We start from the raw sequence: 15913 nt of genomic DNA on the forward strand, positions 1-15913 counted from the left end.
AGGAGCATATTTAAATGCACGTGCATTTCATCATCCATGAAAGTTTTGAGGCTCCCGGCGCTTATGAGTCCTGGGCCATAGGCAAAGGTAATCACGTCACCTATTCACGAGTTTATGAAGGTGAGGCTCTACCGTCCAGCGTGGATGACATCGATTTTTTGATTGTTATGGGCGGTCCACAGGACCCGGCAACCACCCCTGAAGAGTGCCCGCATTTTGATGCAAAGGCTGAGCAGGCGGTCATCGCATCCGCTGTGCGCGCAGGTAAAGCCGTTATTGGCATCTGCCTGGGTTCCCAGCTCATTGGTGAGGCGCTCGGTGCTTCTTTTGCACACAGCCCGGAAAAAGAGATCGGCAAGTTTCCTGTCTCTCTGACGCAGGCAGGGCAACAGCATGAGCTGTTTTCACATTTCGGACACACGCTTGAGGTCGGTCACTGGCATAACGATATGCCTGGGCTGACGCCTGATGCCACGGTCATCGCCCACAGTGAAGGGTGCCCGCGTCAGATCGTCGCCTACAGCGATCTGGTGTTCGGTTTCCAGTGCCACATGGAGCTGACACCGGAAGTAGTCGAACTGCTGATTGCCCACTCCGAAAAGGATCTGGGCCGGGCGGGTGAATACCGCTTTGTCCATACGCCTGCACAACTGCGTGCACATGATTACCGGGAGATGAACCAGGCTCTGTTCACATTCCTGGACAAACTGGCCGGGCGTTACAACCAGAGCCGTCAATGATCGTCTTTTGCGCAGATTATCCAGCTCAAAAGAGGCAATTCTGAAACTAACAGTGCAGGTAACACTATGACTGAATCGCCAGCCGCCCTTCTGACGATAGCCGGCGCTATCCTGGTAGGCGCCATGAGTCCCGGACCAAGCTTCATCATGATAGTACGTACTGCCGTCGTCTCATCTCGCCTCAGTGCGCTCTCCGCCGCCGCAGGCATGGGCGTGGGATGCATGATTTTCTCAGTTATTGCGCTGGCCGGGCTGCACTCTCTGCTGGAGCTGGTTCCCTGGCTGTATGCCGTGCTTAAAACCGCCGGTGGGGTTTACCTTCTCTGGCTTGGCTGTGGCATGCTTTTCAGAACGGGCGACAGCCTGGATCTGAGCCTGGGAGGCGAAAACGCACACCGTCCGGGCCGCGCGTTTATTACCGGTATGGCGACTCAGCTCAGTAATCCGAATACAGCAATTGTATTTGGCAGTATTTTTGCTGCGCTGCTCAGTCAGCATATCTCGCCCTATCTTTATCTTTTGTTGCCCGGTATGGCGTTCTTCATTGATGCAGCCTGGTATGGCCTGGTGGCATGGCTGTTATCGGCTGAAAAGCCACGTCTCACCTATATGAAATACAAATCCCGGCTGGATAAAGCGAGTGGGCTGGTGATGGGGTATCTGGGGATCCGGCTCCTTCTGAGATGATCTTTGTCAGTGTTGACCTCTCCCTCTGTTCTTAAGTTAACTGTGAGCAAAATTACTTTGAAAGCCCTTTTACGCAATGTCAGTTTTATCGCTGGTTTCATGCTGGCATGTTACCTCCCCGCTGCAGTTGCTGCTGGCACGGTGGCGTGTTCATCTTCACAAAAACTGTCTGAATGCATTAAGCAGGTCGCCGGTGGCGGCACGGTACTGCTCGGTAAAGGTACCTGGTTTCAGGCCAGCAGCCTGTTGCTGAGCAGCAATGTGGCACTTCAAGGCACGGGGCCGGGTACGGTTATCACCTGGAGTCCTGCGGTGAGGAGCACCATTAATGCGCCGCTTCTCTATACCACTGCCGCCAGCCACGTCACGATAAAGGATGTGAAACTGGTCGGCACCATTGACCAACGGTCTGACAGTCAGGATTTGAGGAATAATCAGATTGGTCTCTTTTTTTAACTGCAGCGGAGACCCGACCGCCGGTGAAAAAACCGGCTGTAATGATATTACTCTTCAGAACGTTGAGGTGGAGAACAGCAGCGATGGGATCCATATCAAAGGCGCCAGCCATGTCACGGCGACGGATCTGAAGTTGCATAACAATGGCAACACTGAGAAGGACTATTTTCACAATATCTACCTTCGCCGCGTCGCAGATGTTCGTCTAATCCAGACCGGAAAAAACAGCGGAGGTTATTATGCCAGCCCACGCGGGCACGGCATTCGTGGTTCGCACCTGATCAACGTTTATATGAGCGATCTGGAGGTGCATGACAATGCCGATTACGGTATCCATATGGACACCGTCTTTAATGTCAGACTGCATAACATGCACGTTTATCACAATTGCCTCAGCGGTAAGCCTGACTGCCAGCAGATAAAATGCTTTGGCCCCCAGTGTGATGTTCATCTCAATGCACTGGCTGAACCAGCGTCCATAATATCCCAATAAATTTTGTCCGCTTTTGGCACAGCGCTGCTGTTGCAGCCCTGACAAGTTAGACTTCAATCGACTCTGATATCTCCAGGGCATCATCTACTTCGATGCCCAGGTAACGTACTGTGCTTTCGAGTTTTTTGTGACCCAAAAGTAACTGGATCACACGAAGATTTTTCGTTTTTTTAAGGATCAGATATGGCTTGGTTCTGCGCATGGAATGCGTACTGTAGAGCGTTTCATCAAGACCCAGCTTCTCAATCCATCCATGAAAAATACGATTATATTGTCTGGTTGAAATGTGTCTTGATGAACTAATACGGGACTGAGAAAGATAGTCGCTACTGCGTAGATGAGCCATTTTGATCCATGCGGCTACAACCTCTCTGGTTCCCTTCGTCAGTTCAAACTGGACAGGGCTGACCGTTTTTTGCTGCATCACAGTCGCTCTGCCCGAAACAGTGTGTCCATAGGCCACATCAGAAAATTTCAACTTAACCAGATCACAGCCCCGAAGTTTACTGTTCAGAGCCATGTTAAACAGAGCCAAATCGCGGACTTTTCCTTCCCGCTCAAGACGGATACGAATCCCCCCAGATATGAAAGATCTGAAGAGGCCGTTTCTGGCCGATAATGCGGCTTTTGTTCCAGGGGGGATGTTGTCATGTTCAATCTCCATTGGGTTAGGAGATGTGATTATGAGTGTCCCGTATGAGCGAGGAGCGGACATGACATCCAAAGGATGGTTTGAATAATTGTTGTCCCATCACCCGTTTTAGGCTGATGCTTTCCTTAACAGGATGCTTTAAGTTGGTCACATTTATCCTGCAGGATATAACCATGATAACAGTAGAAAAATCAGATCCATTTTCTTCAGAGTCCCGTCGCTTAGTCGAAGCTCTATCAGCAGAACTTGCCGCTATTACTGGTGATAACGGCAAAAGCAATTTCACCGTCGAAGCAATGAGTGATGACAATGCTTTATGGGCATTAGCAAAGAATTCTCAAGGCAAAGCTGTGGGATGTGGTGCTATACGGCCATTAACCAAAAATATAGCCGAGATTAAAAGGATGTTTTCAGACCGAAGTGCGTCAGGGATTGGCGGTGCTTTACTCACTTTTCTTGAAAAATCTGCAAAAGAGATGGGATATATCGAAATTAGGCTGGAAACCCGACACATCAACTATCGTGCAGTAAATTTCTACATGAAAAATGGTTATGTCCCTATCGAGAATTACGGCCCATATATAGGCAGGGCAGAAGCTGTCTGTTTCTCAAAGGCATTGCGCTGACTATATTAATTGGAACTGATGTCCGCTCCTGGCACAAAGCAGCCGTTCTTGCAGCGACTTATTTAAACAACACGGGGAACAGTTTATTCCCCGTGTCTGGCAGGAATATACCCGCCGCGCATTCATCATGATTACTGTTGCTTGCTGTTACCCAGCACTTTGTTAATCGCTTCGGTCCCACATTGATCGTCGGATTCCGCGCCGCCGGTGCCCGCCATGCCGATAGCGCCGATCCACTGGCCGCGATATTGCACCGGCACGCCGCCGCCAAGCAGCAATAGCTCATTAACCGTATTCAGGTTGACGCTTTCCGGTGAGGATTGCGCCTTTATGGTCAGTTGTCTGGTTGGCGTTTTGGTGGAGAGCGCAGTAAACGCTTTACGCCATGCCGCCTGAGTGTTGTGCGGCCCCACGTTGTCATCCCGCATCAGCGTGACCAGATTTCCACCCCGATCTACCACGGCGACTACGCCTTGACGATTCATATTATGGCAGGCGGACAAGGCCTCCGTTGCCAGTTGATTACTCAGCGCCTGCGTCATGTCATAGACGGAGGCTGGCTCAGCAGCGAGCGCCACGGCAGGTCCGGTAGTCAGCATCAATGCCAGCAGTAAACGTTTCATTTATTTCAGCTCCCGCGATAGGTGGAATATCCGTACTGGCTCAGCAGCAACGGAATGTGATAGGTGGTCGTGGTATTGGTGATATGGAACTCCACCGGGATTTCGGGGAAGAAACTCTGCTGTTGATGTGCCGCAAAATAGTGACCGGTTTTAAAAATCACCCGATAGTCTCCCGCCTCAAAGGGCTTTGCTGGCCAAAGGGCATCAATCCGACCCTGCTGATTAGTATTGGCGGTATTCAGTACTTTCCAGCTTTCTCCCTGTTTCTGCTCAAGCATTACCTCAACCTCTGAGGCCGGCAGCCCGGTCTGCTGGTTCAGCACGTGAACGCTCAGCGGATTTTTACTGGCCGCGAAGGTGACCGCGGGAACGGCAAGCAGCGTAGTGAGGGCCAGGGCAGTGAGACTCTTTTTCATTTTTTAATACTCCGGTGTTAATCACCCCGCTGTTATACCTGTACGGTTGTTCGTTCTGCCTGTCAGAAAGATGACCATATTGTCATCTGGCGCTGAAACGCTGGGGCGGTCATAAATTTCATGGCAAACTGCGCCGATGAAACTATTACTGATCGAAGATAACCAGAAGGCGAGCGCCTGGGTGCGTAAGGGGCTGGAAGAAGCGGGCTATATCGTGGATTACGCTGCAGATGGACGGGATGGTCTGCATCTCGGGCTGTCACATCCCTACAGCCTGGTGATACTGGATATTATGCTGCCGGGAATGGATGGGTGGCAGGTGCTGAAAACCCTGCGTACCGCTAGTCAGATTCCGGTGATTTGCCTGACCGCCAGAGACTCGGTGGATGATCGGGTGAAAGGGCTGGAACTGGGGGGCCAATGATTACCTGGTTAAGCCGTTCTCTTTTGCGGAGTTGCTTGCTCGGGTAAGAAATCAGCTACGGCAGCAGCAGCCGCACAGTAGCGTACTACGGGTGGGCGATCTGGTGCTGGACTCAGCGCGCTTTCAGGTTGTGCGTGACGGTGTCACTCTTGCACTGACGCGCAAAGAGTTCATGCTGTTATGGCTGCTCGCCAGCCGTCACGGTGAGATTCTGCCGCGGACGCTGCTGGCCAGCGAAATATGGGGCGTTAATTTCGACAGTGAAACCAATATCGTCGATGTTGCTATCCGCCGCCTGCGCCGTAAAGTCGACGACCCCTTTCCTAAAAAGCTCATCACTACGGTAAGGGGCATGGGATATTGCCTGTCAGAAAAAGGAGGCGAGGGTGACTAGCCCTTCTCTGACGCTGCGGCTGACGGCAATTTTTACGCTGATCATGGCGATGGCCTGTGGCGGCATCAGCCTGATTCTGTATAAAGCGTTACGCAGTGAACTGGTCTGGCGGGACGATCAAACGCTGATTAATCGGGCGGCGCAGTTAAGACAACTGCTTGAAGATGGTGCCCATCCCAGCTCGCTGCCGCTCTACTTCAATCGGATGGTCGATATCCATCAGGACATTCTCAGCATCCGCTCGCAGCATGAGCAAAACGTCAGTATTAATCATACCGGGATAACGTTGCCCGCGATCTCGCCCACGCCGGTCAGTACGCCACCCAGTGAGAAACAGCTGCACCGCTGGATCAATGCGGATAAGACGGAAGCGTCGGCGTTAAGCCTGCAGGCAAACTCCTCGCTCGGGCCGGTAACTATTACGCTTGCCCGGGTCGCGCGGGAGCGAGCACTGATGCTGGAGCGTTATCGCCAGCAAAGCATTCTGGTTTCACTGGCGGCCATATTGCTGTGCGCCGCAGTCAGTCCGCTGTTGATTCGCAGAGGGCTAAGGGCGATCGGCCGGTTAAGTAAGATCGTGGCAGAAACGGCCAGTGACCGGTTAAATCAGCCCGTGCCGCTTCAGGCTATCCCGCAGGAGCTGCTACCGATTGGCAATGCACTTAACGCTATGCGTCAGCGCTTATCCACGGACTTTATCCGTCTGACCCAGTTTGCCGACGATCTGGCCCACGAAATCCGCACGCCCATTAATGTGTTACTGGGCCAGAATCAGGTCGCGCTGGGTCATGAACGCTCAGCCGCTGAATATCAGACGCTGCTCGAAGGCAACATTGAAGAGCTTGAGAGTCTGTCGCGTCTCACTGAAAACATTCTCTTCCTGGCTCGCGCCACGCACCACAATATCAGACTCAATAAACAGGACTTCCTGCTGCAGGACGCGCTGGAATCGCTGATCGACTTTCTTGAACCGGTTGCGGAAGAGCAGGAGAAGGCCATTGAGCTGAGCGCCGCAGGCAGCCTCACCGCGGATAAAATGCTGTTCCAGCGTGCGATGAGTAACCTGCTGATCAACGCCATTCGTTATTCGCCAGAAAAAGGCACGATTCAGGTCAGTACCTGTCATCACGCTGACTACGTTGAGATTGAGGTGTTGAACGCGTGCGAAGCGCTGGAGGAGCCTGAAAAATTATTTGAACGCTTCTGGCGGGGCGATAACGTCCGTCATACGGTCGGAAGCGGGCTGGGACTGTCGCTGGTACGCGCCATCGCCGCTTTACATGGCGGAAGTGCTTACTACCGGCATGAGAACGGGCACAATATCTTTGGCCTGCGCCTGCCCCGAAAGTGAGCGTCTGTAAGAAAAACCTCATCCGTGTTGCTTTAATGAAAGCAGAAGAGGATGGAAGCGATCTGCGGAAGTCATAAAGTCAGACACAGCCACCCCCTTGCCTGTTACACGCTACCTAACCGGCACGGTGGTCAGGTAGCGTCAATTACCAGAATATCCCTTGTCACTTTCTCGGGTAAATCCCGGCACCACTGAGCATACTGGTGACATCCTGCGGGCCCCAGGTTCGCTGGAGTCTGCATCGGCACATGACGGTGAAGTGTTTAAAGGCTGGCCCCTTCAACCAGCACAAACGTCCCGTGCGCAGCCCCTGCACGCAACAGCCTGGCAGCCTGATACGCAGGGCTTTCATAAAAACCTTTGGCTTCGGCAAAAGATTCGAACTCAAATACCACATGCCGTTCATGCGCCTCTCCCTCCAGATTTTCATACTGCCCTGACCAGGCAACGATCTTCGGATTAAACGCCTGCATGGCTTCGCTTGCAGCTCTGGCATAGTCAGCGTATGCGACAGGGTCCGATACGGTCACGTGAGCGATTAAATAACCTTTGTTCATTTCTCTTTTCCTTCCTGACAGGGGGGTGAAATCCAGCGTAAGGCAGCGCGACTGGCGTTAACCAAATCCGGAATGGGGGTTAAGTTTTCAAATCTTCCTTCGGGTCAACGGACTGAGTGGTGAGTAACAACCTTTTCACTGAGTTCTTCCCGATACCTTGGGTCATGTTTGTCGCGGAACCGACAGTGATCTGAATGATGCGGGGATCTGAACCAGTGCTTATGTACACAAACCTGCATGGCAGTTCGCAACGGCGTTGAGCCTTTCAGAGAGACGGTTCACCTTCATAACGTTCAGATCGCGTTCTGTAATATCCGCGGTGTGAAAGCAGTCTATTACCCATTAATATGGTGATAAATAACGTAAGAAATAACGCACTGTTACTCTGAAGGAGAACAATGAATGAAAAACCTTGAGGCGCTGATTATTTTTGCACGCGTGGCGGAAATGAAGAGTTTTACTCAGGCAGCTGAAAGCCTGGGAATTCAGAAAGGACGCGCCTCATTAGTGGTGCGCGAACTCGAAAGGGAGACAGGCGCGACGCTTCTGCATCGCACCACGCGAACAGTGCAGTTAACGGAAGATGGACGGGCTTTTTACTCACGCGCCCGCGATCTGTTATCGGAAGCCGAAGAATTACAGTCCATGTTCTCTCACGAGGGGATGTCACTGCGGGGCCGGATACGCGTTGATATGCCTGCCGTGCTGGCACAATGCGTGGTAATCCCCGCGCTGCCGCAGTTGCTGGAGGCACACCCTGAACTGGAGATCGAGCTTTCAAGTACCGATCGGCGCGTTGATTTAGTTCATGAAGGATTTGATTGTGTCATCCGTCTGGGGCCAATCGTTGATGACACGCTTATTGCTCGCCCGCTGGGGCAGCTGCGCATGATCAATGCAGCCAGTCCGGGCTATCTGGCGCGCTTCGGGGTACCGCAGACAATTGATGACCTTCTCAGTCAGGGCCACCAGATGGTTCATTACCAGCGGAGCTTTGGTTCGAAGCCAGATGGCTGGGAGTATCCGGCGGATGACGGCTATCAATTGCTGATGTTACCCGGCGCCATAAGGGTCAACAGCGTACCGGCCTATCATGAGGCGGGACTGGCCGGGCTGGGCTTGATCCAGGGCGGTTACTCAACACTGGCGCCCTATATTGAGCGCGGTGCGCTGGTTGAAGTCCTTCCCAATCTGCGTCCTGAGCCGCTTAGTGCCTCTTTTGTTGTCGCACACCGACGAAATCTGTCGCGGCGTGTCAGAGCCTTTATGCACTGGACCGAAGAAATTTTAAAACCTTATTTTGACTGATAGCACAGTGATTCTTACGCCAGATAAAAGTACAACAACAGGGTATGTGGCAAACCAAACCAGAAGTACAAATTTAATCACCGCTATGCTAATATTTCCGCGCTTATTAAGGCGTCCTGCCATGCGTAGAATTTTTGGGAACGCAGTATGATCGATAAATATCAAATTCATCATGACGTCGATGTGCTGCTTTTCATACGCCACATCTGCAAACTCGTTTATACGGGACTTATTTTGCTGCTGCTTATTCCTCATATTGCCAGTGCCGAAATAAAAGATGACAAAGCCAATGATATCGTCAGTGGTATTATTAGCTTCACCCAGTGGACGGGCTTAAAACAACCGCCTCAATTATGTATTTTTTCTTCAGCCCGGCATCTCTCCTTGCCGGACTCTGCCTCCTCGGCGGCAGCCACATTCACCGTTGTTTATCTTGCCAGCGCAGGCGACCTGCCGTCGCACAGATGCGACGCCGTCTATTTCGGCGATCAGACGTCACAACAGCAGGTGGACCTTATTCAGCAGTTTAAGGGCAGAGCCGTTCTTACACTCGCGGAGAACAATGCGGATTGCACGCGGGGCGCCGCGTTTTGCCTGATTTTTCATCCGGGCCACACGCTTTTTTCCGTTAACCTTGATTCGCTTGCCAGAAGCGGTGTCAGGGTGAGTCCGGACGTGCTTTTGCTGTCCCGCGAGAGAAGCGAATAAAATGAAATTCGATAAATTAAGAAATGACAAATCATCGATACGCAATAAACTGCGAAAAATAAGCACCATCAACGCTGCGGTGATATTACTGTTGTGCTGGCTGTTGCTCTCTTCGACGTCGCTGCTATTCATTAAAAATTACGAGAAGCGAAACCTTGAATTAATCGGCGCAACCCTCAGCACCACGCTAACCGCTGCGACCGTTTTTTCCGACAGTTACGATGCGCACAATAAAATTGCACGGCTCGGCAATGAAGGGATGTACGCGTCTGCGAAACTGGTCACTAAAGATCAAATTGTTCTGGTCAACTGGCATGCTCAGCAGGAGCAGACGGGCTGGTATTCGCGGTTATTACGTGAGTGGATTTATCTTAAACCGCTTAACGTCAGTATCATTCACTCTGACGTTGCTGTCGGTACATTAACGCTGGAAGGCACCGTGACCGGCGCGGTGAGTTTCATTCGATACTCCTTCATGATTCTGACCAGCGGTATGCTATGTGTCCTGATTATCTCCCTTTTGCTGAGTGAATTTCTGCATCGGGGTATGCTCGCTACACTGCGCAACATTACCAGCTCGATTCACTATGTGATTCATTCCGGTGATTTTTCCTTGCGTATACCGGAGAGCACGACGAGTGAGTTTCAGCTATTTTCAGATGATCTCAATTCGTTGCTGAGGGAAATGCAATCGCTAAAGGCTTCGCTTATGCGTGATAATCGCTCGCTGGCAGCCAAAGCGCTGGAGGACCCGTTAACCGGTCTTGCAAACCGCAGCGCCTTTGCTGCTCACCTTTCCCGGCTTCTCGACCAGCAATATGCTGAGGAGCGTTTTGCCTTACTCTTTCTTGATGGCGATCGCTTTAAAAGTATCAATGATAACTGGGGCCATGCCGCCGGGGATGAGGTATTAAAAGCGATAGCAGCACGCCTGCTATCACTGGCATCTGAACAGGATTTAGTCGCCCGTTTAGGTGGGGATGAATTTGCCATGCTGGTGAGCAGTCAGGTCAGTGAGGAGCAATTACAGCAACTCATGCAGGACATCCATGACCTCATCATGGAAAAAATCATCCTTGCAGAAGGTACGCCGATAAATACCTCGGTTACCATTGGCTACGCCTGGTCACAACACGGCGATACGGTTGAGTCTATTCTCGAACGCGCTGACATGAATATGTACAAAAATAAGCGAACAAATAAGGCTTAAAGATGAAAAAAAATATTTCCCTGATGCTGCTTATTTTGGCGCTGGTCGGTTGTCAGTCTAAAGAACGTTTTACTGAGGCGCAGATCGCAGCGATGAAGCGTGCGGGATTCACTCAAAATATGGAAGGCTGGGGATTAGGCTTATCAGACAAGATCCTGTTTGGTGTAAACGAGTCAGAACTTACACCCTCCAGCAAAAGTAACATTCAGGGGATGGCAAAAAACCTGGCGTCGACCGGTATTAAGCATGTGCGAATTGACGGGCACACCGATAATTACGGCAAACCGGATTATAACCAACAGCTGTCGCTAAAAAGAGCTAACGCAGTCGCGTCACAGTGGGCGGAAGGGGCTGCTATACCGCGCGAAAATATTATCACACGTGGATTAGGCATGAGTGCACCGGTTACCAGTAACAACAGTGCACAGGGACGCGCGCAAAATCGGCGTGTGGCAATTGTGATTACTGCGCCGTGATAATGAGTGAGCAGTGAGCAGTGCTGCACGCTCAGGCCGGTATGACTCAATATCCTGCCTGGGGGCTTTATCCGGTTACCGATGATGCGTGAAGAGCCGCTGGAAAAGATGAAACGCAGAGGAAAATGCACGGCGGAACCCGCCGTGCAGTGTTGCTATCAGCGATAAAACGCCGGTCTTGCTGGCATACTGACCGGCACAATTTCACCGGAAGTCTGGGCCGCGACGCAGGCATCAGCGGCCACCGCGGCGGCGTAACCATCCCAGGCGGAGGGACCGGTCATCTCACCGCTGATGACGTTGTTGATAAATGCCTGCAACTCCACGTCATACGCATCGATAAAACGCTTTTTCCAGTCAGTCAGAATGGTGGTGGAGAGCTTAGCCGCGCTGCGTAGCTGCACAGAGACTGGCTCCGGCAGACGAGCAATGCCGCTTTCACCCACCACTTCACACTGAATGTCGTAACCATATTCACAGTTCACGAAGATTTCGACATCAATGCGCGCCCCTTTGGTCGTCTCAAGCAGCACGATTTGCGGATCGCGCAGATGTGACGACGCCTTACGGGTTTTACGCGGGAAGATCACCTGCACGCTGGCATAATCATCATCCAGCAGCCAGCGCAGCACATCGAGTTCGTGGATCAGGGTGTCGGTGATCGCCATGTCGGTGGTGTAGCTGTCGCCCACTTCCGGGTTGCGGTGTGCGCAGTGCAGCATCAAAGGCTCGCCAATTTCGCCGCTGTCGATCACCGCTTTTAGCGCGCGATAGCCGCTGTCATAAGGGCGCATAAACCCGACCTGCACCAGCTGACGTCCTGCCTTAATTTCTGCTTCCACAATGTTCATGCAGCCCTGCGCGGTGACCGCCAGCGGTTTTTCGCAGAACACCGCTTTACCCGCCTCAATGCAGGCCAGCACAAAGGCTTCATGCGTCGGGCCCCAGGAGGTGACCAGCACCGCATTGACCTGCGGATCGTTAATCAGATCGATAGCATTGTCATAAATACGCGCTTCCGGCGTCAGCTCGTTAACGATTTGCTGGCAGTTTTCACGGTTGATATCGTTAAGCGCCACCACGCGCGCATTCTGTAACACGGTGCTGCAACGGCGGATGTGTTCGCGACCGATTGCGCCGGTGCCGATGACGCCAATATTAATAGTCATGATAATTCCTTAAGCTGAGTGGTTTAACAGCTGGATGCTGTCGCGAATTTCGCGGGCAATGTCCGCTTCCTGCCAGCTGTTCATCACTGAGGAGAACGGCTCAAAGGCGTAAAGGCCGGTGTAACCCATTTTCTCCAGTCGCTCGACCTGCTGCTTGCTGCGCAAGCGGTCGTCCGCGCTGAGCATGATGCGTTCTTCGTCGGTTAGCTGATTAACCGGGCGCGGGTCGGTGACGCCGGAAAGGTGAACCAGACCGATCTGCTGAATATCGATCTCCTGTTCGAAAGTCTGTTCCGCATCTTCAAACAGATGATGATGGAAGGTATCGATCAGCAATCTGAATGGCACACCCGCTTCATGGATCAGCGTCTGAGCCTGAGTTGCTGAACGCAGCGAGCTTTGCGGGAAGCCCAGCGGTTCCACCAGCCCCTGAATACCTGCCTCAGCGAACAGCGGGGCCAGGGTTTTCAGCGCGCTTACGGTGTCGGCAGCGCTGATCGGCGTGCCGTCATTAAGCGGGCAGAGCACCAGCGATTCAGCGCCGACCGCCTGCGCATCACTTAACAGCTGGCGGGTGCGTTGCAGCACCTCTTCATTCAGCTGATTAAAGGGATAGAGCGCATTAATGGTGACAATCCGGATGCCTGACTCACGCGCCAGGGCTTTTACCTCGTCGCCGCTGAGATCGTCGGTGACGCGGCCGCTGGGCATATCATTACGCAGTTCGACATTATGGATACCGAGCTGGCTGACCAGTTTAAAAAACTGCGGAAGGGTGAGGCTGGGCGCAATTTTACGGTTGATGCAAAAGCGCGCGTTGGGAATATTCAGGCTCATAACAATTTCCTTGAATGTAGGGGTACAGTGTTAATAGCAATCGGGTAGTCAGCGTAATGACGCGGGCCGTGGATTATTCAATACAGACGTTTCAGGCACTATTTTTTGCCGTTGCCGTTATAAAGCGCATAGAAATAGTGCTCGACCTGCTCAAGACTTCTTCCCCGGGTCTCGGGAATAAACTTCACAACAAAAACAGAACCGCCGATGCCGATAGCCGCGAATATAAAGAAGGCTCCGGACAGACCAAATGCGGCTAATAACAGCGGGAAGGCCATGGAGATGGCGAAATTGGCGATCCACAGCGAGAAGACTGCGCCACCCATACAGATGCCACGCATCCGTGCGGGAAAGATTTCCGACAGCAGCAGCCAGGTAACGGGTGACAATGCGCCCTGCTGGAAGCAGAGAAACATCAGCATCCCCGCCAGCACCAGATAAGCCCGCAGCAGGTTGACCGTGCCGTTGAGGTATTCCGGCATCAGCCAGCAGACCAGTCCGATAAAGAACAGGCAGCAGGTGCAGCCCATCTGTCCGATTAACACCAGCGGACGGCGTCCCACTTTGCCGATTAACCAGATGCCCGCCAGCGTCATCACCACTGAAATCACGCCATTGGCGATGGTGGCGAACAGCGCGGCATCGTTGCTCAGTCCGGCGGCGGTCAGCATGGTGGGGGCGTAATACATAATGGTATTCACCCCGGTCAACTGCTGGATTGCGGCAATACCCACGCCCAGCAGGAAGATTTTCATCAGCCAGGGTGTGGCGAGATCGCGCAGGCGGCCTTTGCCACGCTGACGGTTCTCTTCAATGGTTTCCTCAATCTCTTCCAGCTCCCACTCGACATCTTCGGCGGCACGGGTTTTTTCCAGGACCTCGCGCGCTGCCTGACTGCGGCCTTTCATTACGTGCCAGCGCGGGGTTTCAGGCATAAAAATCATGCCGATCCAGAGCAGAACAGCGGGGACAATCGACAGCGCCAGCATCCAGCGCCAGGTATTTTCGCCGCCCCAGATATCGTTAAAGGTGGCGTTGGAGATGTACGCCAGCAGCTGACCGCTGACGATCATCAGTTCCTGCAGTGTGACCAGCTGGCCACGTTTATTGGCGGGGGCGATTTCTGCGATGTAGACCGGCACGGTCGCGGCAGCACCCCCCCACGGCAAAGCCCAGGAACAGGCGAGAAGCGATCATCCAGGTGACATCAGGCGCCAGCGCCGAGCCGACAGCGCCAAAAGCGAAGATAAGCGCCAGCGCAATGATAATGCGTCGTCTGCCGAGGCCATCCGCCAGATGACCGGCTGCCAGCGCGCCGAAGGCTGCACCAAACAGCAGGGAGCTGGTGACCAGCCCGGTAGTAAAGGGGGTGAGATGCAAATCGCCGCGCATAAACAGTAATGCGCCTGAGACTACACCGGTGTCATAACCAAACAGCAATCCACCCAGGGTGGCGACCAGCGCAATAATCTTCACAAAAGGCTCGGTGCGGGTGGTGCTATTTGGACCGGATGCCGGGTTCGACGAGATATAAAGTTCTTTTTCCATGAATACTCCTGGTAATAACGGCAAAGACAAAACGTCAGAACATGAAGAAGACATCACCCTACTGATATTTTTATTTCGGGTTAAATTATATTTGAAACTTAGTTTTCATTATGTGAGCTCAACCCTTCCACCATTTTTATTTTGATGGGATTCCATCAGAGCAAAAATAAAAACATTAAATTTAAGCGGGTTATAGGTGAGGTTGATAAGTTACCGGCGGTTCAGGCAGGGCGGAACAGCGGGAAATCAGCGGCTGGAAAGAGTAAATGATCGCGGTCAGGATGAAACATCCCAACCGCGATAAACAGATAGCAGGGCGGGTTAGCGGATTTCCAGCGCGGTGAGCGCCGATAACAGCGCATCGACCTTAGGCAGGAACTGTTTACGGCGTGGCCACACCACGCTCAGCGTCAGCCCCTCGGGCTGCAACTGCGGCAAAATTATCTCCAGGTCGCCCTGTTTCACGGCATGCTGAATCAGCCACGAGGGCATTTGTGCCACGCCCAGCCCGGCGATGACAGCCTGCAGCTGGGCATCAACGTCGCCCAGTGCCAGCCGGTACGGCACCTCGCGCCAGTGCGGCTGACCATCTTCGGTGGTGAACAGCCAGGGTTTGGTGCTGCCGTCTACACGCTCATAAAGGATGGCGCGGTGGTTCAGCAGCGCCGCCTCATCTTCAGGTCGTCCTTCACGTGCCAGATAAGCGGGTGAGGCACAGAACTGCATCTGCTCGCGGCCCATATTACGCCAGCCCAGCGAAGCAGGCAGGTCGGGCGCGCCGCCGATCCGTACCGCCACATCCACGCCCTCTTCAAACAGGTCAACGAAGCGGTCAGAAAAACTCAGGCTCAGTGCCAGTTCCGGGTGTTGCTGACAAAAGGGCATCAGCAGCGGCATCACATTGAGGCGGCCATAGGTGGTGGGCACCGCCAGGCGCAGGCGACCGGAAGGAATCGTTCGCTGTGCCGCCAGTACCGCTTCGGCTTCGGCCAGATCCTCCAGAATACGCAGGCAGGTCTGGTAATAGGCGCTGCCCGCGTCGGTGAGGTGCAGGCTCCGTGTGGTGCGCTCCAGCAGTCGCGAGCCTAATCGCGTCTCCAGGCGGCTGACGCTTTTACTGATCGCCGACCCGGTCACGTGCAGACGCTCCGCAGCGGCGGTAAAACTGCCACACTCTACGCTGGCAACAAACGGCAGAATATCTTTGAGGCGATGATCGTGCATCGATTAATGAACTC

16 protein-coding genes and 3 pseudogenes are annotated in these 15913 nt (G+C 53.0%); 11 read left to right on the plus strand and 8 right to left on the minus strand.

The window, feature by feature from the left end:
- The first annotated feature begins 14 nt into the window (after positions 1–14).
- From JNO11_RS23480 to JNO11_RS23495, 4 genes are all read left to right on the plus strand, one after another.
- Complete coding sequence (locus JNO11_RS23480) at positions 15–740, plus strand: type 1 glutamine amidotransferase (protein WP_307594935.1); 726 nt, start codon at positions 15–17, stop codon at positions 738–740.
- Between the two features lie 66 nt (positions 741–806).
- Positions 807–1427, plus strand: a complete 621-nt coding sequence (locus JNO11_RS23485; protein WP_033773874.1) for a LysE family translocator — start codon at positions 807–809, stop codon at positions 1425–1427.
- Positions 1428–1436: 9 nt separating this feature from the next.
- Positions 1437–1883, plus strand: a complete 447-nt coding sequence (locus JNO11_RS23490) for a hypothetical protein (protein WP_325178022.1) — start codon at positions 1437–1439, stop codon at positions 1881–1883.
- Between the two features lie 67 nt (positions 1884–1950).
- Positions 1951–2376, plus strand: coding sequence for a hypothetical protein (locus tag JNO11_RS23495; protein WP_325178023.1), 426 nt, complete (start codon positions 1951–1953; stop codon positions 2374–2376).
- Between the two features lie 46 nt (positions 2377–2422).
- On the opposite strand, the pseudogene JNO11_RS23500 reads toward JNO11_RS23495, so the two are convergent.
- Positions 2423–2996: pseudogene (locus JNO11_RS23500) on the minus strand (tyrosine-type recombinase/integrase).
- A 205-nt stretch (positions 2997–3201) separates the two neighbouring features.
- On the opposite strand from JNO11_RS23500, the gene JNO11_RS23505 reads away from it, so the two are divergent.
- Positions 3202–3654 (plus strand): GNAT family N-acetyltransferase, encoded by a 453-nt coding sequence (locus tag JNO11_RS23505; protein WP_033773878.1) that lies wholly within the window; start codon positions 3202–3204, stop codon positions 3652–3654.
- A 131-nt stretch (positions 3655–3785) separates the two neighbouring features.
- On the opposite strand, the gene JNO11_RS23510 is transcribed toward JNO11_RS23505, so the two are convergent.
- Both JNO11_RS23510 and uraH read right to left on the minus strand, forming a co-directional pair.
- Positions 3786–4277 carry a heme-binding protein gene (locus JNO11_RS23510; RefSeq protein ID WP_033773880.1) on the minus strand — a complete coding sequence of 164 codons (492 nt, stop codon included), beginning with the start codon at positions 4275–4277 and terminating at the stop codon, positions 3786–3788.
- A gap of 5 nt (positions 4278–4282) precedes the next feature.
- Complete coding sequence (uraH, locus tag JNO11_RS23515) at positions 4283–4693, minus strand: hydroxyisourate hydrolase (protein WP_010247303.1); 411 nt, start codon at positions 4691–4693, stop codon at positions 4283–4285.
- Positions 4694–4829: 136 nt separating this feature from the next.
- Here uraH and hprR point away from each other — a divergent pair.
- Together hprR and JNO11_RS23525 are read left to right on the plus strand one after the other, a co-directional pair.
- Positions 4830–5511 (plus strand): annotated as a pseudogene (hprR, locus tag JNO11_RS23520) (response regulator transcription factor HprR).
- Positions 5504–6862 carry a heavy metal sensor histidine kinase gene (locus JNO11_RS23525; protein WP_325178024.1) on the plus strand — a complete coding sequence of 453 codons (1359 nt, stop codon included), beginning with the start codon at positions 5504–5506 and terminating at the stop codon, positions 6860–6862. Before hprR ends, JNO11_RS23525 begins: the two are co-directional and overlap by 8 nt.
- A 263-nt stretch (positions 6863–7125) precedes the next feature.
- Here the strand turns inward: JNO11_RS23525 and JNO11_RS23530 are convergent, their stop codons facing one another.
- A complete protein-coding gene (locus tag JNO11_RS23530) occupies positions 7126–7419 on the minus strand; it encodes a DUF1330 domain-containing protein (RefSeq protein WP_325178025.1) in 294 nt (97 codons plus the stop codon).
- Between the two features lie 402 nt (positions 7420–7821).
- Between JNO11_RS23530 and JNO11_RS23535 the strand changes: the two genes are divergently transcribed.
- The 4 genes from JNO11_RS23535 (at position 7822) to JNO11_RS23550 (ending at position 11121) form a co-directional block, all read left to right on the plus strand.
- Positions 7822–8727, plus strand: coding sequence for a LysR family transcriptional regulator (locus JNO11_RS23535; RefSeq protein ID WP_033773883.1), 906 nt, complete (start codon positions 7822–7824; stop codon positions 8725–8727).
- Between the two features lie 147 nt (positions 8728–8874).
- Positions 8875–9435: a YfiR family protein gene (locus JNO11_RS23540; protein ID WP_187484493.1), complete on the plus strand. Its 561-nt coding sequence runs from the start codon at positions 8875–8877 to the stop codon at positions 9433–9435.
- A gap of 1 nt (position 9436) precedes the next feature.
- The gene (locus JNO11_RS23545; protein WP_010670302.1) at positions 9437–10645 is read left to right on the plus strand and encodes a diguanylate cyclase; all 1209 of its coding nucleotides are present in this window, start codon (positions 9437–9439) and stop codon (positions 10643–10645) included.
- 2 nt (positions 10646–10647) lie between these two features.
- Positions 10648–11121: an OmpA family protein gene (locus JNO11_RS23550; RefSeq protein WP_033786942.1), complete on the plus strand. Its 474-nt coding sequence runs from the start codon at positions 10648–10650 to the stop codon at positions 11119–11121.
- Between the two features lie 158 nt (positions 11122–11279).
- Here JNO11_RS23550 and JNO11_RS23555 read toward each other — a convergent pair whose 3' ends face one another.
- From JNO11_RS23555 to JNO11_RS23570, 4 genes and pseudogenes are all read right to left on the minus strand, one after another.
- Positions 11280–12290 carry a Gfo/Idh/MocA family oxidoreductase gene (locus JNO11_RS23555; RefSeq protein WP_010247281.1) on the minus strand — a complete coding sequence of 337 codons (1011 nt, stop codon included), beginning with the start codon at positions 12288–12290 and terminating at the stop codon, positions 11280–11282.
- Positions 12291–12299: 9 nt separating this feature from the next.
- Positions 12300–13127: a TIM barrel protein gene (locus tag JNO11_RS23560; RefSeq protein WP_033773887.1), complete on the minus strand. Its 828-nt coding sequence runs from the start codon at positions 13125–13127 to the stop codon at positions 12300–12302.
- Between the two features lie 98 nt (positions 13128–13225).
- Positions 13226–14675: pseudogene (locus JNO11_RS23565) on the minus strand (sugar porter family MFS transporter).
- 321 nt (positions 14676–14996) lie between these two features.
- The gene (locus JNO11_RS23570; RefSeq protein WP_010247278.1) at positions 14997–15899 is read right to left on the minus strand and encodes a LysR family transcriptional regulator; all 903 of its coding nucleotides are present in this window, start codon (positions 15897–15899) and stop codon (positions 14997–14999) included.
- Positions 15900–15913 lie beyond the last annotated feature (14 nt).

The sequence above is a fragment of the Pantoea sp. 1B4 genome (genome assembly GCF_016925765.1).
GTDB classification, from domain to species: domain Bacteria; phylum Pseudomonadota; class Gammaproteobacteria; order Enterobacterales; family Enterobacteriaceae; genus Pantoea; species Pantoea agglomerans.

Coding starts and splice junctions, on each gene's coding strand:
- JNO11_RS23480 (WP_307594935.1), top strand. CDS start 15: ATGCACGTGCATTTCATCATCCATGAAAGTTTTGAGGCTCCCGGCGCT.
- JNO11_RS23485 (WP_033773874.1), top strand. CDS start 807: ATGACTGAATCGCCAGCCGCCCTTCTGACGATAGCCGGCGCTATCCTG.
- JNO11_RS23505 (WP_033773878.1), top strand. CDS start 3,202: ATGATAACAGTAGAAAAATCAGATCCATTTTCTTCAGAGTCCCGTCGC.
- JNO11_RS23510 (WP_033773880.1), bottom strand. CDS start 4,277: ATGAAACGTTTACTGCTGGCATTGATGCTGACTACCGGACCTGCCGTG.
- uraH (WP_010247303.1), bottom strand. CDS start 4,693: ATGAAAAAGAGTCTCACTGCCCTGGCCCTCACTACGCTGCTTGCCGTT.
- JNO11_RS23530 (WP_325178025.1), bottom strand. CDS start 7,419: ATGAACAAAGGTTATTTAATCGCTCACGTGACCGTATCGGACCCTGTC.
- JNO11_RS23535 (WP_033773883.1), top strand. CDS start 7,822: ATGAAAAACCTTGAGGCGCTGATTATTTTTGCACGCGTGGCGGAAATG.
- JNO11_RS23540 (WP_187484493.1), top strand. CDS start 8,875: ATGATCGATAAATATCAAATTCATCATGACGTCGATGTGCTGCTTTTC.
- JNO11_RS23545 (WP_010670302.1), top strand. CDS start 9,437: ATGAAATTCGATAAATTAAGAAATGACAAATCATCGATACGCAATAAA.
- JNO11_RS23550 (WP_033786942.1), top strand. CDS start 10,648: ATGAAAAAAAATATTTCCCTGATGCTGCTTATTTTGGCGCTGGTCGGT.
- JNO11_RS23555 (WP_010247281.1), bottom strand. CDS start 12,290: ATGACTATTAATATTGGCGTCATCGGCACCGGCGCAATCGGTCGCGAA.
- JNO11_RS23560 (WP_033773887.1), bottom strand. CDS start 13,127: ATGAGCCTGAATATTCCCAACGCGCGCTTTTGCATCAACCGTAAAATT.
- JNO11_RS23570 (WP_010247278.1), bottom strand. CDS start 15,899: ATGCACGATCATCGCCTCAAAGATATTCTGCCGTTTGTTGCCAGCGTA.